Origin of the sequence: Paenibacillus agaridevorans, assembly GCF_018604145.1 — a bacterium.
Classification (GTDB): domain Bacteria; phylum Bacillota; class Bacilli; order Paenibacillales; family Paenibacillaceae; genus Pristimantibacillus; species Pristimantibacillus agaridevorans.
In genome coordinates, this window is the sequence record NZ_CP075889.1 from 6487433 (window position 1) to 6508104 (window position 20672).

Sequence of the window (20672 nt, forward strand, 5' to 3'; positions counted from 1 at the left end):
ATGACAGGATTGTCGGCAGCCCGCTTGATAAAATAACAATCGAAGGAAGGTGACGCGCAGGTGGAAGCGCTTATTCGCATGATGAACGCCCTGGATTATATGGAGACGAAGATGGAAGAAAAGCTGGATATGGAAGAGATCGCGAAGAAGGCGCATTCGTCCACGTTCCACTTCCAGCGCATGTTCCACTTCCTAACGGGCATGTCGGTGGCCGAATACGTCAGGAAGCGGAAGCTTACGCTTGCCGCTCAGGAGCTGGCTGCTTCGAGCGCCAGGGTTCTCGACGTTGCCCTCAAGTACGGCTACGATTCGCCGGAATCGTTCGCCAAGGCGTTCCGCCGCATACACGGCATTGCGCCGTCAGAGGCCCGGCTGCCCGGCGTTCAGCTGAAGGCGTTCCCCCGCCTCTCCTTCCACTTATCCTTGAAGGGAGATCAAGACATGGATTACAGAATCGAGGACAAGGAGTCGTTCACGATCATAGGCAAGTCGCTTGCCGTATCCTGCGTGGATGGCGAGAACAGCAGAGAAATACCGAAGTTCTGGGGAGCCAGCCACGCGGATGGCACGGTTAGGGCCCTCGAAGAGCTGGCTCCGGGCGAACTCTGTCTTGGCGTCTGCCTCGACATGAAGCCCGAGACGGGCGACTTCAACTATATGATCGCCGTGAAGGCCGACGAGGACAAGGCAACGGGCGATCTGGTCGCGCGCGCGGTTCCCGCCTTGACTTGGGCGATCTTTACGTCCATCGGACCCATGCCGGACGCCATCCAAAGCCTCTTCGGGCGCATCTACTCGGAGTGGTTCCCCGCCACGGGCTACGAACATGCCGGCGGTCCGGAGATCGAAGCCTATACGGACGGCGATACGACATCCGAAGAATATCGCTGCGAGGTATGGATACCGATCATGAAGAAGGTTAAATAAACGTCCTCGTATCCCGATTGCGTCCGAACTTGTAGGCCGCGACGAGGCAGAAGGTTAACGCGAACGCCGCCAAAGTGAGGCCGTTCAGAACCAGCGTCGCTGCAGGCGCGCCGGATTGCAGCCCGTCGATGCCCTCCAGCAGCCATCGCTGCGGCAGAAACTCGGCAATCGCTCGCAGCGGCGTCGGCATGGCCTCCACCGGGAACATGCAGCCTGCGATCAAGCAAGTGGGAATGATCAGCAGGTTCTGCAGCGCGTTCGCGGATATGGCGTTTCGCGAGAACGCGACGATGACCAAGGACAATCCCACCGCCACCCATGCAAATAGCACGAGAGCAAGCGCAATGCTCCAGAGGGGGGCCCCGGGCCGGATGCCGAAGCCCATCGTCATGACCGTTAGCACGACGGCTACCTGAAGCATGAGAAGCAGGACATTGGCGGCGACGTTCGACGCCACGTAGGCTCTGGAGGAAGAGGGGGCGGCCAACAGCCTGTAATAAGTCCGGTTCTCCCTCTCTTTGATCATATGGGTCGACAAGCTGACGGCGGAGAACATCATGACGATCACGAGGTAACCAATGGATCGGTTCGTCATGTCCCGCCCCGCGGAGAGATCCTCCGCCGTTTCCTTCCGCAGACCGAATTCGGCCGCATCGAGCTGTGCATACCGTTCCTCGAAGCCGGAGACGTCCCCGGACGTTGCCGCCGCAAGCGCGCTTACGTTTTCGACGTACCGATTAAGCATGAGCTCCACGTAAGAAGCGACTTCCGAGCCTTCCAGAGCCATTAACTCCGCTTTCGCATCCGTGCGCCCCTCAATCAGTGCCTGCGCGTAACCTTCCGGTATCGTAATCGCGACATCCAGCTCCCCCGACAGCACGACTTCTTCGGCCTCGCCAATGGACGGAAGCGTCGCGATTTCCATAAGTTCGATGTCTTCCAGATAGGCCAGGACGCGATCCGATACCGGCTCCCCCGCGTCCAGATTCACGACTCCCACGTTAAGCGGGTTGGGATTGGCGCTGCCTCCGATGATAAGGAAGGCCAGCACGATGCCGATGACCGGCGTAATCAGGAAAACCAGCAAGCTTTTATATCCCCGCAGCATGGACCGTATCGTCCTTCGCAACAACCAGATCATATCCTTCATCTACAACCCTTCCTTTCTGCGCATGATCCCAATCGCAGCGGCCAGGAACAGAACGGAGAAGCCCATGTTTAGAAGGATCGCCGCGTATTCCGCGGTCATCCCGCCAATGGGACTTTCCACGCCGCCGTAAATGACCGAAAGCAGCCCGTCGTTGGTCCAATCCAGCGGCGAGAATCGCGTCAGCTTGCTGAAGAAATCCCCGTTATCCACGTTCTGGAAGTACGATCCGCCGAAGAGCGCCGCCAGTTGAATGATCGTCATGATGACGGCGCCGGACGCCTTCGAACCGAGCATATAGCTGCTGCCAATCCCCAAGCTGATCGCGAACACGATTTGCGAAGCCAGCACCAGCAGCACCATGACGGGATTGTCTCCCCAATCGGCTCCGTACATATATTTGCTGAGAAGCACGATAAGGATGACGAAGAACAAATGGAGCAGGAGCGACCCCGTTATTTTGCCGGCAAAAATCTCCGCCTTCGTCACCGGCGCCACCAGCAGGCGATTAGCCGTATGGCGAACGCGTTCGTTCTCGATCAGGAGGCCCGCCGTCATAGAGATGTACATGATGATCATCGTCGTCACGGCTACCGAATAATAATCGATGGCGTTCGGCTTCGGCGGCGCTTGCAGCATCCTTGTCTCGAAATGTCCCCCCGATGATGCGGCCCCCTCGGCCGCGCCCACAGCTTCCGGCAAGACGAGAGACAGCTTGCGATGGTCCGCGTATGCCGATAACAAGCCCTGGACGATCGCGTTCTCGGCTCCGATCCGGTCGTTGCCGTAATAGCGGATGCCCTCGTCGCCAATCGTTGCATAGCCGATGTATCCGCCGTTTTTCACCTCGTCGATCGCCGCTTGCTCTGCCATCTTTGCTTCATCGAAGGCGATCCCCTTTACTATAATCTCCCTGTCGCCCCGCTCCGTGCCTTCGAGCCCACCTGTCTCGTCGATAGATCTGCCGATCCAGGACTCCCAATGCTCCTTCGCTGCTTCGTCCCCGCTTGCCGAGTACAATACGCGGACGGTTCCTACGGCCTCTTTGCCGTTGAAGTTGCCCGACAGCACCGAGCCGAGAATGAGAATGAGCAGAACGGGCGTAGCCAGCATAAAGATCAGCATCGCCGGGTCTCTCGACGTCATCAATTCCTTCATCGCAATTCGCCAAACGTTCACGCGGTTCTCCTCCTTTCTTCTCCTGCCATTCTAATCATCCCTCAAGCTGCGGCCGGTCAGCGTCAGAAAAACCGTCTCCAGACTCGGCTGTCTCTCGTCGACCGAGCGGATCTCCATGCCGCTCTCCATTATGCATTGAAGAACCCGGTTCAGGTTGCCCACCTCGGCGTCCGATTCTACGCGAACCGCGCTCCCTTCAACGTCTACGGTCACGGCCCTCACTCCGGCGATGCCGCGAAGCTTCTCCTCGTTCAGTCTTTCCGCGGATTTCAGCTCGATCATCAGCGTCTTGCGATCCGTTATGATCGACTTGAGCTGCGCCTTCGTCCCTTCCGCGATCATCTTGCCATGATCCATAATCGCGATGCGGGTGCAAAGCTCTTCGACTTCCTCCATGTAATGGCTCGTGTAGATAATGGTGCAGCCCATCTCGTTAAGCTTCCTGACGGAATTCAGAATGTAGCTGCGCGACTGCGGGTCGATGCCGACCGTCGGCTCATCCATCATGATCAGCTTTGGACGGTGGGCAATGGCGCAAGCGATGTTCAGCCTCCGTTTCATGCCGCCCGAGAAATTCCGCGGGAAGCTCCTATGCTTGTCGTCGAGCCCCGCGAACGCGAGAGCCTCCTCCGTGCGGCTCTTCAGCTCCGCACCCCTTAATCCATATAATCCGGCAAAAAAATGCACATTCTCGTAAGCCGTCATATCCTCGTAGATGGCGATTTCCTGCGGCACGAAGCCGATGTTCGACTTCGCGAACCTGCCGTTCCGCGCTATATTGCGATCCAGCAGCCGAATCTCGCCTTTGCTCGCCGGAATCAAACCCGCGATCATGTGGATCGCCGTGCTTTTGCCCGCGCCGTTGGGGCCCAAGAGTCCGAATATTTCGCCCTCCCTAATGCTGAGCGACAATCCGTCGACCGCCGTAAAGTCGCCAAACGTCTTCGTCAATCCCTCCAGTTGCAGTACGTTCATCCGCATTCCCTCCCGTAACTCTTTCGTCTTGCCCTTATCGTACAAAAAAAGATGAACCCCGCGGAAGTGCGTAAGTTCATCTTCTGACATGAGAAATCTCATGGTTATGGATATGGCGATACTCATGCCTTGCCGCAAGGAAGGAGCGTCGTGACGGAGAAACCCGCCGAGCCGTCTACGATGACCTTGCCGTTCGCGGACGCCGCCCGCTCCTCCATGCCGGCGATGCCGAGTCCCTTCACGATCTTCGAAGCTCCCACTCCGTTGTCGGAGACGCCGGCCTTCACCATCGTGTTCAGCACCTCGATATGGACCGACACGGTGGTTGCCCGGGCATACTTCGCCGCGTTCGTCAGTGCCTCCGTCACGTTGCGATGGATAATTTGCCAGTGCAGCTGCTCGATTCGGCCCACGTCCCCCTCGAAGGTAAGCGCGACGCGCAGCCCCTCGTGCGTGGCCGCAAATTCGTCGATGAACAGCCGCAGCCGGTTCAGCCCAAGCTGCTCGGCCAACGGCTTCATGTCCCGGAGGACGAGGCGAATGCTCTCGATGCCTTCTTTGGAAATGGCGATCGCGTTGCCGAGCAGCTCGGCGGAACGTTCCGGATCTTTGGCCTGCAGCCGTTTGGCCGCCTCCATCTGAATGAGCGCTCCCGTCATGGAATGCCCGATCTTGTCGTGAATATCCTGCGAGAGACGGTTGCGTTCCTCCAGCTTGAACGTATACTCCGATTGGCGGATGTAATCGTTGCTCTCGCCAAGACTCCTTTGCAGGCGATGGATGTCGGCGCGCAGCGCCTCCGTCGCTGCCTTGGCCGTCGAGGATTGACGGGCGTGCCTGTCCAGCAGCCAATGGAACAGCAACGAGAGCAAGGCGATTAGTCCGTAGGAAGCCTGCAGGTCGCCTTGAAGAAGCGGCAGCGGCGCCAAGGCAGGCAAGTATAAGAGTGCATGCCATTGCGAGAATCCGGCGTTGTCATGGACGCCCCGTTCAGTTGTCGGCTGCAGTGTGCCGGAAAGCGGCGGACCGCCGGGGTCGTCCGTATACCGCCCGCTCCCGTCCGGCCAACTCGAGCGCGTCGTCGTATACGCCGCTTCGGATGCCTGACGCGCCGAGCCGCGCATTTGACTATACGCCGCTCCGTACGCCTGTCGTGCCGGGCCACGCATTTGGCTATACGCCGCTTCGGACGCCTGCCGCGCCGGGCCGAGCGATCGGCTGTATGCCGGTCCTTGCACTCGCTCTGACGACCGGAAATCCGCCATACTCGCGGCAATTCCATACAGCTGAATCGGCAGAAGCAGCGTCATCGCCGGCTCGACGAAATAGGCCGCGGCGGCGATGAACAGCGTTGCAAGCGTCTGAGCGGCACCTTTCCACGCTAGCCCGCGCTTCATATACGCCAGCAAGTCAAAGCTGATGTACAGAAGGATCGCGATCGTGTCCAGGGCCTGCCGGCCGTCCCCGTAAGTCGTAAAGACGACGTATAGCAGCAGGACGAGCTTGAAGCCCATCAGCCATGTTTCAGGCCGCAGATCGCGCTCCATCAGCGGCGCCCCTCTCCGGTCAAATAATAGATCGCGATTTGCGTACGATGTTCGAGCCCCGTTTTGCCCAGGATGGATGTGATGTGGTTGGCGACCGTGCCCTCCGACAAGAAGGCTTGCTTCGCGATCTCCTTGTTGGACATTCCTTTCGCGATCAGCGACATGATCTCCAACTCCCTCGCCGTAAAGAGGTCCCTGTCGATGTTCGTTCCCGCGCCGTTCTTCGCCGGTTTCTGATCCTCCGCTTGGGTCATCAGACCGGCGGCAAGCTTCTCCATTACGACGTCCTGCAGCACATGATGCCCGTTATGTACCGTGCGGATCGCGTCGCGGATTTCCTCGGGATCATTGTTCTTCAAAAGATAACCCTTTGCCCCGTTCCGCACCGCCTCCGAAATGAAACGGTCCTCGTCGAACGTCGTCAGAATAAGCACCTTCGTCCGCGTCCGCTGCGTGATTCGGCCCGTCGCCTCCACGCCGTTCATATTCGGCATCTGCACGTCCAGCAGCGCGACATCCACTTCATGCTCTTCGCAATAAGCCACCGCTTCCGCCCCATCCTGCACCGTCGCCAGCACCTCGAACTCCTCGAACGTGGACAAGATGATCTTCATCCCTTCCCGGATGAACGAGTTGTCGTCCGCTATTAATACCGTAATTTTCAATGTCTCCGCTTCCCCTTTACAACAATTCCTCCGGCTTATAAAACTCTGCTTCAAGTTTCCTAAAGTCGTTGTCCCATGTTAGTACAGGCAGCCGCGAATAAATGGCCTTTGCTGATAAATAGCAATCAACAAAATCCAGGCTTGACCTTTTAAATTCTTGAAGTGACTTTTGTATAATGCCTTCCTCTTCGAACTCGACATCCGAATATTCCATCAATGCAAGCAGAGCATTTCCCGCGTCCTCTTGCTTAAATTTGTAGTATTTCGTCAATATCCAACAAAGCTCCGTAACGACTGTAGACGTCACGACTAGCCGGATAGCTTCTCTTTCGAATAATGTCACCAATGTTTGGATCTGTGCTTCATCGTCGCCTGTTAGAATTCGTAAGATCACATTCGTATCTGCAAAATATCTATTAGCCATCGCGCTCTGTAACCTCTTTGTGTTTTTGTACAACGTGCTCGGCAATTGATCGCTTAGCTTCGTATTCGTCGTATTTGATATCAGTCTTAAGAATACCAAACAGTTCAACGATTGACTTTTTCTTTGGTTTAACGACAACTTCGCCGTTCTCATTCAGTACGAATGCCAGGCGATCTCCTTTCCCAATGTCCCAATGTTCCCTAAGGTCGCTAGGTATGGTTAGTTGCCCTTTCTCCGTCATCTTCCCAGAGTATAGTTCCTTCATCCTTTCACCCCTCCGAAAGTATTACTTTAAATTTAACAAATGTATTACTTTCAATCAAGACATCGAATGGTTGAGCATTGCTTGTTCCCCGCTTGTTTTCGAAGCGCCTTCAATGAGTAGAAGCAAAATAAGGAATACTTAAACATTTCTTAATGGGTGGTAAAACTTTGTTGGGTACACTCAGGTGGTCGATATGTGAACGCACAAAAATTCCCCGACCGTCGAGGCCGAGGAATTCTCGTGCAAATAACAAGCTTGCTCAGTTGTTAGCGAATCCGAATCTCGCCGTCGTAAGATGCGATGACGCCATACAGATCCGGACGACGGTCGCGGAAGATGCCCCACTCTATGCGCTGCACTTCGAGCTGGTCGAGATCGAACTCGGCGACAAGCACCGTCTCTTCGTCGCGACCCGCCTCGGCCACCATGTTGCCCTGAGGACCCGCGATAAACGAGGATCCGTAGAAGTTGATCGAGGAATCTTCGTCGCCCTCTTCGCCGATGCGGTTGGACGCGATGACCGGCATCAGGTTGCAAGCCGCGTGGCCTCTCATGCACATCTGCCAGTGGTCCTTGGAGTCGATCGTGCCGTCCTGCGGCTCGGAGCCGATCGCCGTCGGGTAGAACAGCAGCTCCGCGCCCATTAACGCCATGCTGCGTGCCGCTTCCGGATACCATTGATCCCAGCATACGCCGATGCCGATCTTGGCGTAACGCGTCTTCCATACTTGGAAGCCCGTATCGCCGGGGTTAAAATAAAACTTCTCCTCATAACCCGGTCCGTCCGGGATATGGCTCTTGCGGTATTTGCCCAGCACCTCTCCGTCGGCGTCGATGACCGCGAGCGAGTTGTAGCGCGCATAGTTTTTCTTCTCGTAAAAGCTGATCGGCAGCACGACGTTCAGTTCTTTCGCGATACCGCGAAAGTGATTGATTGCCTTGTTCTCTTCCAGCTCCGTCGCGTAGACGTAGTAGTCGGCTTTCTCCTTCTGGCAGAAATACGGCGTCTCGAACAGCTCCTGCAGCAGGATGATCTGCGCGCCTTGCGCCGCCGCTTCGCGTACCAGTTTCTCTGCGTTGCGGATGTTCTCTTCTATATTCGTTGTGCAGCTCATCTGAGTAGCTGCTACTTTAACGGTTCTCATGAGTATGTTGGCCCTCCTTGTTGTTTCTGTTACGCCCGGCGAGCCGGCATTTGCTGTGTCGTGCAATGGACGTTGCCGCCCTCGCGAATGATGGCCATGCCGTCAATCGTGCGGATCCGGCGATCCGGGAACGCCGCCTGCAGCTTCCGGGTAGCCTTGCGGTCGGTCTCCTCCGCCGCTCCGCCGAACACGGGCAGGATGATGCCGCCGTTGACGAAGTAGAAATTCAAATAGCTCAGCGTTAGACGAGTCTCCTCGTATTCGGCGTAAGGCGGCTGCTCGAGCTCGATAACCTCCAGCTTGCGGCCCTTCGCGTCTACCGCTTCGCTCAAAATGCGGCGGTTTTCCTGCGTAATCGCGTAGTTGTCGTCGGATGGATCGTCGCATACTTGCAGGATAACCTTGCCTGGCGCCGCGTAGCATGCGATGTTGTCGACGTGACCGTCCGTCTCGTCGCCGCTAAGTCCGCGCTTTAGCCAGATGATGTTGTCTACGTTCACGAACTCTTTGACATAAGCTTCGATCTGCTCGCGGCTAAGCTCCGGATTGCGGTTCGTATTCAGCAGGCACTCTTCCGTCGTGAGCAAGGTGCCTTCGCCATCCGTATGGATAGAGCCGCCTTCCATGACCAACGGGGCGTCGAATTGTTTTACGCCGACATGCTTCAGAATTTGCGGCGCTACGGCATCATCCAGATCCCATGGCGAATATTTGCCGCCCCAGGCGTTGAACTGCCAGTTCACGCCGGCCAGCTCGCCATCGCGGTTTACGACGAATGTCGGGCCATTATCGCGCAGCCAAGCATCGTTATGCGCGATAGGCAGACACTCCACGGCATCGTTGCCCGCAAACAGCGAGCTCACTTTGTCGAGATCCTGGGGATTTACGACAATCGTGATCGGCTCGAATTCCGCAATGGCATTTACCAGCTCCGCATAACCGGCGCTGACTTGCTCATAATGCTCGGGATAGACCATCGAGGCCTGCACCGGCCAACTGATAAACGTGCGTTCATGCTCCGTCCATTCGGCCGGCATTGTATAATTCAATTGTTTCGGATTCATATGAATTGGTTCCCCCATTATCGCAATCGCAAAGTACTTCAGACGTTCATTGCCGCTGAAACCATCCTTATCATATAACAAATCAACCTGGGTCTCAATTGCCGGATTTTAGAGGATATCCATCGTTGCGGCTTCCCTAAAGGATCTGACGTTGTTTCCATTAGAAAGGCGGGAGTAAGATGAAGAAAAAAGTGCTTATTGTTATCGGTTGTTTGATTGCCATTCTTGCTTTGACGATCGCAGGCGCAAGGGCCGTTTATAACGATCATGAGGACTTTTTCAATATGTTCAAAAGCTTCACCGTTCGAATCGACAATCAATCGGACTTCGATTTTGTGGCAATCGAGGCTGGCATTCTTCAGAGCGGCGATAACGGCGACATCGTGGAGACCGGCTCCAAAGATACATTGGCAAATCCCCTCGCCAGCGGGGACAAGGTAACATTCAAGCCTAAACTTAGCATTCAAGGCGAGGGCGGCATCTACTTGAAGGTGACCGATTCCAGCGGCAGAACGGAAACTTACGGCGTATGCTCATACACGGAATCTTTGTCCGGGCAGACGGACGTTATTGTAAGCAATGACGGGGTGAAGATCGATCAGAATTGTTACTGACATCGGGTAGAGTCCGGATTGTTGCAAAAGTCCAGTTACAATTTTAACTGTTAAAGCGGGATGAGCTGGCATGAAGCTTGTGTTTCTTGCGATAACGTTCCGGCGTCATGCCCGTATGCTCCTTGAATACGCGGCTAAAATGCGAAGGATGCTTGAATCCGACCTCATAGCCGATTTCGGTAATACTGTTACCGAGCTCGATCAATTCAAGCTTGGCCTGGTAAATTCGGCGATGCATCAAATGCTGGAAAATGGTCATGCCGGTCACTTCTTTAAAGGTTTTGGACAAATAATATTTGTTTAAATGCAGCTCGTTTTGAATGGCATCAAGCGTGATCTCTTCCCTGAACGCGGCTTCTATATAAGAAATAATGGATTGAACATGCTGTTCCTTAAATGTTGGGAATGACGATACCGTTTGAAGCGGCTTTTCGCAAAGATCATAAATGAGAATGAGCAGATCCAGAAGACGGGCCTGAAACCGCAGATGGGCATGAGGTTTATGCTGAAGGTACAACTCTTCAAGCTTTTGCAGCTCGGCTTCTACTTCGGCCTTGTCTTCATTTCGAAGCTGCAGCCGGATATTGTGAAGCTTCTCGAAGGGCGCAAGCAAATCCGGAGCGGAGGCAGGCTGAATATATTGTTTGAAGAAAGAGGGATCGAAGTGCAGCGTGGTGCGTATGTAAGCATCGTTATTGATGATATGCGCTTTGTGCAAAGTCATGCCGTGCATCAGCAGCATATCGCCTGGCTCTAGTACATGAATGCGGTCGTTAATCAAATAATTGACCTTGCCCCCGCGAAAATAATAAATTTCATAATGGAAATGGGTATGGTATTTCGTTTGATTGTTATAGCTGGTCGATGTGACCATTATAAAAGGAGTCTTAATTCGCATCTTGTTATTCATTTGAATTCCTCCTGCAAGTACACTTATTATACACCAACCACAGTCAAATAAAAATTTTATTACATAAATACGAATGAAGTTCCCCTCTTCTCCCAGTGGTACGATACCACTAAGCGACAAGGGTTGTTTGCAGGACTTGATCATAAATTCGAGATGATGAGGAGCTAACCGGAAATGGAATTTATGCGTTTAGGCGTTATTGGACTTGGAAATATGGGCAAAGGACATATCCGTTATATTTTGAAAGGAGATGTTCCCGGGGCGAAGCTGACGGCAGTCAGCGACAACGCGGAAGCGGGGAGGCAATGGGCAAAAGATAACGTAGATGAAGGGGTTAGCATTTATGCCGATCCTTATGAAATGATGGATTCCGGCAAGGTTGACGGAATATTGATCGCAACTCCGCATTATTCGCACCCGGAACTGGCAATTGCATGCTTCGAGCGCGGTTTGCATGTCATGGTAGAGAAACCTGCCGGTGTATTTACCAAGCAAGTTCGCGAGATGAATGACGCCTATGCCAAAACAGACGTAAAATTCAGCATGATGTACAACCAGCGTACAAACCCGTTATACCGAAAACTGAAAGATTTGGTGGACAGCGGGGAGCTTGGCGAAATCAGACGAACCAACTGGATTATTACGAACTGGTACCGCTCGCAAAGCTACTATGATTCAGGCAAATGGAGAGCGACATGGGAAGGCGAAGGTGGCGGAGTTCTGCTGAATCAGGATCCGCATCAGCTCGATTTGTGGCAATGGACGATCAGCATGATGCCAAAGCGGGTTCGAGCCTTCTGTTATTTTGGCAAACATCGCGATATTGAAGTCGAAGATGATGTAACGGCTTTTGTTGAATATGAGAATGGGGCGACTGGCGTATTCGTAACGACAACCGGTGAATCGCCTGGCACCAATAGACTCGAAATCAGCGGCGACCGCGGAAAAGTTGTCATTGAAGACAACAAGCTGACCTTTTGGCGCCTGCGCGAATCCGAACGGGAATTCAATGCAAACTTCAAGGGTGGCTTTGGCCAGCCGGAATGTTGGAAATGCGATGTTCCGGTCGTTGGGGAAAATTCGAATCATAGAGGCATTATGCGCAATTGGACAAACGCGATCTTGCATGGCGAAGAGCTGATCGCTCCGGGCGAGGAAGGCATTAAAGGCCTGATGTTATCCAACGCGATGCTGCTATCCACCTGGATCGACAATTGGGTGGACTTGCCGATTGACGAAGAATTGTATTATGCGCAGTTGCAGGAAAGGATCGAAAGCTCTCGTTACCGGAAGCGGACATAACATCGAACTAGGCATAGGCGCATATGGGCTTCTCAGCTTCGGATATTCCTTCCGGGTTGCGGAGCTCTTTTGGCATTTCGGCGCGTTCGACTATATTGCTGACGAATATGCCAGTGGCGGACAGCACGAATAGAGAGGGGGCTAGACGTCCCCCTCCTACTCGCAATGAAACTATTAAGCTGTAAGCTGACGACTAAATCAAGTCCGATTGCTGCAAGAGCCTCGTTACAATGACAGCAACCTCCGCACGCGTCATATTGTTTTTTGGCGCCAATACATGGACATCCCGTCCATTAATGATTCCAGCCTTCAAGCAGGATGCGATGCTTTGCGCGGCATAGTCGGAAGCATCGCCGACATCCTCGAACATGGACAGCAGCTGTTCAGCTTCATTCTCGGCAAGCTCTACGTTCAAGCCGGTTAATTTCATCGCTCTAGCTGTCATGGTCATGGCTTGCTCACGCGTGATTTTATCCGCGGGCCTGAACGTACCGTCTTCATATCCTTCTATGATCCCATACTCGTGCGCAATGGCAACGGCATCATAAAACCAGTTGTCTTTGGTTACATCATTGAAAATATCCTTACCGGTACCGGAGCGCATTACCCCGAGTCCCCTAATGATCATCGCGGCGAATTCCGCGCGGGTAATCTCCCTTGCAGGCTCAAACTTGCCTTCTACGTTGCCATTAATCACAAGTCGGGACCCTAAGTCATTGATCTCCTCCTTGGCCCAATGCGTATGAACGTCCGCAAAGGTTTTGGGGCTCGAAACAACCGAATAGACGCTATTGGTCAAGCTTGCGATTTGAGCATAAGGCTTTCCGTCGATGATAACGACTTTTGTAGGCACATGCGACAAGGAGCCGTCAGAGCCCAGGACAACGCCTGTCGCGATTGTACCCGAATGGGATCCCTCGGGGAGCGCAATGTTTCTTTGCACATAACCGTCGAATTTTGAAATTTCCACATCGCTACTGTTGCTGCTGGCGATGATCTTGAATTCTATCGGCTGTGCAACAACCTGATAGCCTTGACGCTCCGCGGTGTCCTGCACCTGATTTATCGTATCCGTTGCAGGCGTTGCTATCGTAATAAGGATCTTGATGTCCTGTAAGGCCAACTGAGTTCCCATCTGCTGTGACACGGCTTCCAGATCGATTAGCGCCGCGGCCAACGTATAAGTTGCCTTGTCTGTTATGATCTGCAGCAGCGTCTCCTTTGCTTCCAGGAGCTTCACCATCTGTCCCGTCAATTCCACTACGACCTTGTCGGATTGTGCATTCACCGGAATGGCAATCGTTGCGCCATTGTTCTCCTGGGACAGCTTCTGCTCCAGTCTGGCGGGATCGATGGTAACGATTGTGACGCTATTGCCGTTCTCTTGAGTCGTAGTTTCCGTACTGATTCCGACTGCCGGAGTATCTCCACCATTGTTGCCCGTTGGCGGCGACGATGGTATTTCTCCACCGCTGTCTACCTTGGCATTGACTGTCAAAGCGGCCGATTTCGTATCGGTTGCGTCGTCAATCCAGGCGGTTCCGTCCCAGCTTTGCTTCTGGAACGTAACCTCAATGAGGTATTGTCCTGCCGCCGAAGTGGCATAGCTGGCGGAATAGACTCCCTCGGTTACCGTGAACTCTCCGGATTTGCCAGCTTCGGTAGAGCTCCATCCAACGGGATTATAGCGTTCCTCGCCTGGCAGGGTTCCGCTTTCATTCTGTCTGTCGCCTGCTGCCGTAATCGTTACCGTATCGCCAGCCGTCACGCTGCTGCGGTCCAGGGTTACGGCGTTTTTGGACGCGTCGGCCGTTGGAGGCAACGGTGGCTCTCCATCGTCGTCATTGACTGTCAATACGACCGATTTCGTATCGGTGGTGACGTCAAGCCAAGCGGCTCCGTCCCAACTTTGCTTCTGGAACGTAACCTCTATGAGGTACTGTCCTTCTGCTGAAGCGGTCAGGCTGGAAGAATACGCCCCATCGGTTTCCGTGAATTCCCCAAATTGTCCAAGCTCGGCAGAGTTCCATTCAACGGGATAATACCGCTCCTCATTCACCACTGTTCCGCTTTCATTCTGTCTGTCGCCTGCTGCCGTTATCGTCACCGTATCGCCAGCCGTCACGCTGGTGCGGTCGAGGGTTACGGTGTTATTGGACGCGTCGGCCGTTGGGACCTCCGATTGCGCCTGTTTTATGCCAGTAACGAGAACATTGCGGTATACCGTATTTACTGATGTTGTTCTAAAGCCTATCGATCCTGTTGTCCACTCGGTTACAGGATTGGTCCATTCCAATTGTAATTCTCCATCCATATAACCCTTTATGGAATTCCCGTATACAAGCACTTTTAATGTATACCATTGTTTCGCCGCAGATGTAACAGCCGCGCTGGATAAGAGTGTCATGTTTCCGTCCACGGATTTGTATAACTCCAGTTTGCTGTTGTTTGTATTGAGCCGGTACATATAGAAGTTTTTGTCATCCTGTACTCGGAAGACAAGGCCAGCATTGGCATTCTTGATGTGATTTCTTACATCGGTTTCATAGGCATAATCACTCCATGAATCGCCTTCTGTAAGTAGGAGGAGGGCCGGCGTATCCGCTTTTTGAATCAGAATATTCGAGCCTTCTTCCATTTCTACCCGCCATGTGCCTGAGCCGGAATTCCATCCTTCAGAGTTCCCATCCGCAAAATCATCGCTGAAAAGAACGTTGCTCGGATCGGATTCAACGGGCAATTCATCCGCCTCTAGGATACGAATTGTAAAGTTCTTTTCATAAGAAAGTCCGCCTGAATCCGTGCTCCGCACCCGGATGCTGTAGCTGTCTTTGGTGTCGTAATCCAGCGTAGTACGGAGAATCAGCGTATTCCCAAGCACGGGAATGGAGAAGCTTCCATTGTCGGTATCTCCCTCTCCGGCTGCAAGCGTGTATGAAAATACATCCCCTTCATCGGGATCTGCTGTGGAGAAGGCGCCAACGAAGCTGCCTACAGCCGTATTCTCCACCAGGAGATTATTCGAAAGCATCATATCGGTCGGCGGCAGATTAATGGCGGACACGATGACATCGTCGAACTTCACATTGGCCGAGGTGGTTCGGAATCCGACGCCTCCCGTAGTTAATTCTTCGACAGGATTAGTCCAGGTCGTCATCAACACGCCGTCCACATAAGCTTGGATCGTATTGCCTTGAAGGGCTACTTTTATCGTATACCACTGCTTACTAGGCGTAAACGCAGTGTCGGCACTCACTATACGAGTCAAGGTGTCGTTCACGGCTTTAAACAGCTCCAGCCTTTTTTCCTTCGCATTGATACGGTACATATAATAATTTTCTGCATCCGTCACCCTGAAGATCAGGCCTGCGTTTTCTTGGCCGTTTGCCAAGTGAGGATGTACTCTGGCTTCAAAGGTGTAATCGGTCCAGGAAGCGCCGTCTTTAGCGATCAGGAACGAGGTGTCGGTCCGATTCCCGCTGGACAGAAATTTTCCTTCATTTAAAAACCCGTCATCCTCCGTAACTGTCCATAGATCTTCTGTTTGGGATATCCAGTTATCAAGAGTTCCGTCTTCGAAATCATCGCTGAAGATAGGCGGAATCGTATTGGCGAAGGCTACCCCGCGCACATTTTCATTCCGCACGGATGCTTTCAGGTCGCTCAGGCTTCTCGCAAGCACGCCTTTCACATATACATCCGTGAACGTCAAGCCGTCCACCATTCCGCCTTTGGTCGGATTTCCTTGAATCTGGGAAGTACCACCAGTCTGGCGGACATTAATATTTTTGAACAGGATATTGCTTACATCTCCGGATGTACTGGTGGACACCCTGAACCAATAATTGCCGAATTGGTTAATACCGACCCGTTCGATATCGATATTTTCAAAGGTAACATTTCTGGCGTAGCCTTCCACCGGAAGCGGATTGCTTGTAAATGCATGATCGATAAGCAGCGCCCGAGCGCTTTGATACACATATGAATTTTTTATGGTTACATCGATTTGGGGTGTGGCTATGCCCATGCCAAGCTTGAAAGCCGCGGTGCGGGTCCAGGCGAGGCAGTCGTCGAAGACCACGTTGGACAGACTCTCGATAGCGCCGGGCCAATCCTTGGACATACCCATTTGGGGCCAGGTTTTGGTGGAATAGGCATCGTCGTCGGAGATCGCGAGGGCATGCTTAACCAGCACGTTCTGACTTTCGTTAATATCAATGCCGTCGTTCTCAAGCACGCGCAAATCCTGGTACACCTTATAATTGGTAATCGTTACGTTGTCGGAACGAACCACCATGAAGGTCCAGAAGCCGGCGTCCCTCAGGCTCAAGCCGTCAAATGTAAAGTTGCTGGTTGCGATCGGCACTAACAGGTTGTTAATGAAGCCTTCTCCTTGCTTATGTGTAGCAGGAACATCTCCTTGCATCTTGTAATTTCGCATCTCGATCCCTTTGCCGTCGATGGTTCCGCGTCCCCGCATGGTGATATTCTCGGAATCAACTTCCGTGCTAATAAAGTAGGTTCCATCCCTCGAGAGCGAATCCTTGCGGAAGTCATTCCGGTAATCCTGGCCTCTGCCCGTACCGACAATGACAGCGCCTCCGGCCAGGTAGAAGTCGACATTGCTTTTCAAGACCAGATTTCCGCTTTTGTAGACTCCGGCTGGTATATACACGGTACCGCCGCCCTCGGCTTCATGAGCATCGTCAATTGCATCTTGAATCGCATCCGATGCCATCGTTGCGCCCGTATTGTCCGCATTGTACGGAGCAGCTGTCACATCGTAAACGTTGTTTGCGGTCGGATCGGGAATATCTGTCTCCAGCGGATCCGCCGCGATGACGAGTCTTTTTCTAATCTTTGCCGGGTCGCTTTCATCGACCTTTTCACCCGGATCCTCGTTGATATCCACGATCACATAGGTGGAGGTAGACAGCGTAAATGTCAGCTTGTTCCCTTCGACCGTCCCCGTAATATTTTTGGCTAGCGGGCTGATGGAATACGAGGTAATCGGTTCGTTCGCGGTTACCTCGATAGTGACCGTTCCTTCGAAAGAAAATTGCGCGTAGTCATATTCAGGCTTGTAATGGATGACAGGAACCGACTGGTCATCCGCTTTCAATGAATAGACACTGGATGCCGTATAAATGGAGGGCATTGGATAGTTCTGAATGGTCGCCGGTCCTACCGTTGCCTCAAGCAAGGACGCAGAATTCGCATCCGCGGTATCCGTTAAAGTGGCCGGGTCGTACTCGAATACTTCGGACGCACCGGCTGTCTGCGGCAGCAAACCTGTGAGCAAGACCGCCATTACTAATAGAAGACTCAACACTTTTCTCATAAACATACATACCTCCGTAAATCGTTATTCTCCCCTGTTGCCTACACTAAGCGCGATGTTGCAAGCGTTATCAACATCAAGCAGTTCCGGTTATCCTGGTTGACCCCCTCTCACGGAATTATTTATTTACTATAATCCTTGTCCCGGAAGAAAGCAGTGGGGTAATCTCACTCTCAAGGGATAAAAACGTAAGGTTGAACCCGGAACAGGGACCCCGGCTATACTCGAATCGTTAGAATTTATCCCTAAAGAGTGAGCTTGCCTCACTCTCTTATATGCAGTCAGCGATTATAATCGGTTTGAAAGTGGAAGCTGGAGCATGAGGAGGGATTAGGAGAAGCAGAATGTGTTGTTCCGAAAAATGTTAGCGCTTTCGCGGGACTGCAAGCGGGGCCGCCGCCCGGGCAACGGATTCTCGTTTCGTACAATTGGCGGGCAGAGACCAATCTTAAGGAGGTACTTATGCTGAACAGGACAAAGAAAGCGATCAGTTTGTTGGTTGTGCTGGCCTTTATTATCGTAGGAGTATTGCCGCAATCGGCCGATGCGAACGGGAATGCCACGATTCAGAATTACTCCATGCCCTCCATATATACCGCATCCAGCGTATACTCGTTAAAAGCGGACAACCAAACGGTCCCCGTTATCAGTTATATGCCCGACTATGATTACGCGCAATTTTCCTTTGACGGCACGGTTAGTCTTGAAGTGACCTTCAATGCCCCGATTACCTCTTATTCCATCAGCCCATTGGCCAAAAACATCGAGGGTACGGTCAGCGGAAACAAACTGACGTTCTCGCTTTCTTCTTCTACTTATGTCATCGTGGAAATCAATGGCCTCAGGAAGCGGCTGGTCATCGCTGCGGATCCCTTGGAGACCAATATTCCTCCATCCTCGGGCGCCGGGATTTATAATGTAACCCATTCGCCGTACAACGCGGACAATACGGGGGCAACGATGGCATCCGGCGCGATTCAACGGGCGATCGATGCGGCCCATAATGCCGGAGGCGGCATCGTATTTATTCCGGCAGGCGTCTATAAAAGCGGTAATCTGACCTTGAAGAGCAATGTCGACTTCTACCTGGCCGGAGGTGCCGTCATCCTCGGTACGGGCAAAGGCGAGGATTACCGGAATGACTTCCGCAAGACTTCGCGAAATGCGGACGGCACGTATTTTATTCGCACGACCGCAGGCTCCAGCAACATTACGGTCCGGGGACGGGGAACCATCGATGGGCAAGGCATAGCGATGCGGGAGCGGAAGATGCCAGCGCCGAACAAAAACGAAGGGTTCCTGAACAATCTGCTGGTTCCGATGCAAACGTCCAATTTTAATTTTGACGGTCTCATCCTGCGGGATGCCGGCTTCTGGTCGTTCATGGTGGCTCGTTCCGACAATGTGACCATTAAAAATCTGAAGGGCTTCCAGGATTTATACAAAATCGAGAATGACGTGATCGATATTAACGAGAGTCAGAACGTGCTTGTCCAGCATTCGATCGCCATCTCGGATGACGATACATATTCGACGAAAACCTGGCTGCAGACGGGAATGTCCAGCGGGTGGCCGGGAGCGCTGGAGCACTTGGAGAATGTGGTCTTCGACGATGCATTTGCATGGACCAGGTGCGTGGCGTTCAAGATTGGCCAGGGAGTGGCCCAGGCGCAAATCGGGGTAACCGTCCGCAATTCGTATGTGTATCAGAGCGCCCGAGCCTTGCTGATTGATCACGGCTACACCATGAACACGCTTCCGGAGGAAGGCTACGCCAGGCGGATTACGTTCGAGAATATCGATATTGAACGAGTAGACGTCAATCAGTTCGGCAATTACTGGCTGGGGATCTCGACCAGCACCTCCGGCGATGTCAGCGACGTCGCGGTGAAAAACATCAATATTCGCCAGTTGGGCTCGCAGCAATCCAGACTTTCCGGGAATGTGACCAACGGCGGAATGGTGAAAAACGTCATGTTCTCGGATGTTTACGTGAAGGGCAAGCTCGCGACCAATCTGACCGACTTGAAGATTTCCGTTATCAATAGCAATGTATCCGGCGTAACCTTTGCCAATTCCAGACCGTTGCTGTTCGGCGACAATTTCCAAGACGGCAATACGACGGGCTGGACGTCAGCCTCAGGTGACTGGAGCGTACCGACGGAAGGCGATAATGGCGTGTTGTCCAGCGGAAGCCAGACCGTCACGTCATTGATTACCGCCCACGCCGGCAACGCATGGAGTGATTACGAATACGAAGCCAAAGTGAAAATGGCGATTACGAATGCCAATGCAGGCATCATATTTAGAGCTCAGGACGCCAATAATTACTATATGTACCGAATGAATGCAGCGAATCAGATGCTGGAATTGTACAAATCCGTGAATGGACAATTGACGCTGGAGGCCAGCGCCCCGTTCGCAGCCCAGAGCAAGAAATGGTACACCCTCAAAGCGGTAGTCGAGGGGAACAAGGTGATAGGTTACGTAGACGGGCAAGCAGAGATGGAATGGACCAACCCGCTAACGGAATTGACGACGGGAGGAGTTGGATTCCGGACCACCTCGGCAGGCGTTCATTTTGACAATGCGGCCGTTTACCCGATCACAAGGTTCAGCGACGACTTTGAAGACGGAAATTCGACAGGCTGGACATCGTCTTCCGGTTCGTGGAGCGTGACGGCAGACGGATCGAAAGCGTTGACCCAAGCCGCCTGGACCACCGCGATTACGACAGCCGGCGATCCATGGACGGATTATACCTATCAAGCCGAAGTGAAAATGCCCATCGCCAATGCCAATGCAGGCCTTCTCTTCCGGGTACAAGATGCGGATAACTATTATATGTACCGAATCAATGCATCGAATCAGATGCTGGAATTGTACAAATCCGTGAACCAGGTGCTGACTCTGGTGTCCAGCGCTCCTTTCGCGGCTCGGGCGGACCAATGGTATACGGTTAAAGTCTTCATCGAAGGCAATACGGTAAAAGGTTATGTGAACGGAGCGTTAATGACGGAATGGACCAACCCCGTTACGGAATTGACGGCGGGGAGGATCGGATTCCGGACCACCTCGGCGGACGTATCTTTTGACGACGCCCTGGTGCTGGCGCCTACCCCTTAACGTTGGCAGGCGAGTAACAGAAGGAGCTGTCCCTTAAGCCG

General features: G+C 53.0%; 14 protein-coding genes and 2 pseudogenes. 4 read left to right on the forward strand and 12 right to left on the reverse strand.

Annotation, left to right across the window (positions count from 1 at the left end):
• Positions 1-60 precede the first annotated feature (60 nt).
• Positions 61-927 (forward strand): AraC family transcriptional regulator, encoded by an 867-nt coding sequence (locus tag KJW29_RS25990; RefSeq protein ID WP_214626815.1) that lies wholly within the window; start codon positions 61-63, stop codon positions 925-927.
• On the opposite strand, the gene KJW29_RS25995 is transcribed toward KJW29_RS25990, so the two are convergent.
• From KJW29_RS25995 to KJW29_RS26035, 10 genes and pseudogenes are all read right to left on the reverse strand, one after another.
• Positions 920-2077 (reverse strand): ABC transporter permease, encoded by a 1158-nt coding sequence (locus tag KJW29_RS25995; RefSeq protein ID WP_214626816.1) that lies wholly within the window; start codon positions 2075-2077, stop codon positions 920-922. The genes KJW29_RS25990 and KJW29_RS25995 overlap by 8 nt on opposite strands.
• Positions 2078-3253, reverse strand: a complete 1176-nt coding sequence (locus KJW29_RS26000) for an ABC transporter permease (RefSeq protein ID WP_214626817.1) — start codon at positions 3251-3253, stop codon at positions 2078-2080.
• A gap of 30 nt (positions 3254-3283) precedes the next feature.
• Positions 3284-4228: an ABC transporter ATP-binding protein gene (locus KJW29_RS26005; RefSeq protein WP_214626818.1), complete on the reverse strand. Its 945-nt coding sequence runs from the start codon at positions 4226-4228 to the stop codon at positions 3284-3286.
• 122 nt (positions 4229-4350) lie between these two features.
• Positions 4351-5775, reverse strand: a complete 1425-nt coding sequence (locus KJW29_RS36935) for a sensor histidine kinase (protein ID WP_425517462.1) — start codon at positions 5773-5775, stop codon at positions 4351-4353.
• A pseudogene (locus KJW29_RS36940) lies at positions 5775-5978 on the reverse strand (response regulator transcription factor); the annotation flags it as partial. The pseudogene KJW29_RS36940 and the gene KJW29_RS36935, both read right to left, overlap by 1 nt.
• A 65-nt stretch (positions 5979-6043) precedes the next feature.
• Positions 6044-6389: pseudogene (locus KJW29_RS36945) on the reverse strand (response regulator); the annotation flags it as partial.
• A gap of 67 nt (positions 6390-6456) precedes the next feature.
• Positions 6457-6864, reverse strand: a complete 408-nt coding sequence (locus KJW29_RS26020) for a type II toxin-antitoxin system VapC family toxin (protein ID WP_214626820.1) — start codon at positions 6862-6864, stop codon at positions 6457-6459.
• Positions 6857-7129, reverse strand: coding sequence for an AbrB/MazE/SpoVT family DNA-binding domain-containing protein (locus tag KJW29_RS26025; protein WP_214626821.1), 273 nt, complete (start codon positions 7127-7129; stop codon positions 6857-6859). The genes KJW29_RS26020 and KJW29_RS26025 overlap by 8 nt, the downstream gene beginning before the upstream one ends.
• Before the next feature lie 266 nt (positions 7130-7395).
• Complete coding sequence (gene aguB / locus KJW29_RS26030; RefSeq protein ID WP_214626822.1) at positions 7396-8274, reverse strand: N-carbamoylputrescine amidase; 879 nt, start codon at positions 8272-8274, stop codon at positions 7396-7398.
• A gap of 29 nt (positions 8275-8303) precedes the next feature.
• The gene (locus KJW29_RS26035; RefSeq protein WP_214626823.1) at positions 8304-9338 is read right to left on the reverse strand and encodes an agmatine deiminase family protein; all 1035 of its coding nucleotides are present in this window, start codon (positions 9336-9338) and stop codon (positions 8304-8306) included.
• Between the two features lie 179 nt (positions 9339-9517).
• Between KJW29_RS26035 and KJW29_RS26040 the strand changes: the two genes are divergently transcribed.
• Complete coding sequence (locus KJW29_RS26040) at positions 9518-9952, forward strand: hypothetical protein (RefSeq protein WP_214626824.1); 435 nt, start codon at positions 9518-9520, stop codon at positions 9950-9952.
• A 43-nt stretch (positions 9953-9995) separates the two neighbouring features.
• On the opposite strand, the gene KJW29_RS26045 is transcribed toward KJW29_RS26040, so the two are convergent.
• On the reverse strand, positions 9996-10862 hold the full coding sequence (locus KJW29_RS26045) for an AraC family transcriptional regulator (protein WP_214626825.1): 867 nt from the start codon (positions 10860-10862) through the stop codon (positions 9996-9998).
• A gap of 174 nt (positions 10863-11036) precedes the next feature.
• On the opposite strand from KJW29_RS26045, the gene KJW29_RS26050 reads away from it, so the two are divergent.
• Positions 11037-12164, forward strand: a complete 1128-nt coding sequence (locus KJW29_RS26050; RefSeq protein ID WP_214626826.1) for a Gfo/Idh/MocA family protein — start codon at positions 11037-11039, stop codon at positions 12162-12164.
• Positions 12165-12357: 193 nt separating this feature from the next.
• Here KJW29_RS26050 and KJW29_RS26055 read toward each other — a convergent pair whose 3' ends face one another.
• A complete protein-coding gene (locus KJW29_RS26055) occupies positions 12358-17505 on the reverse strand; it encodes an S-layer homology domain-containing protein (protein WP_246608387.1) in 5148 nt (1715 codons plus the stop codon).
• A 462-nt stretch (positions 17506-17967) separates the two neighbouring features.
• Between KJW29_RS26055 and KJW29_RS26060 the strand changes: the two genes are divergently transcribed.
• The gene (locus tag KJW29_RS26060) at positions 17968-20631 is read left to right on the forward strand and encodes a 3-keto-alpha-glucoside-1,2-lyase-like domain-containing protein (protein ID WP_214626828.1); all 2664 of its coding nucleotides are present in this window, start codon (positions 17968-17970) and stop codon (positions 20629-20631) included.
• Positions 20632-20672 lie beyond the last annotated feature (41 nt).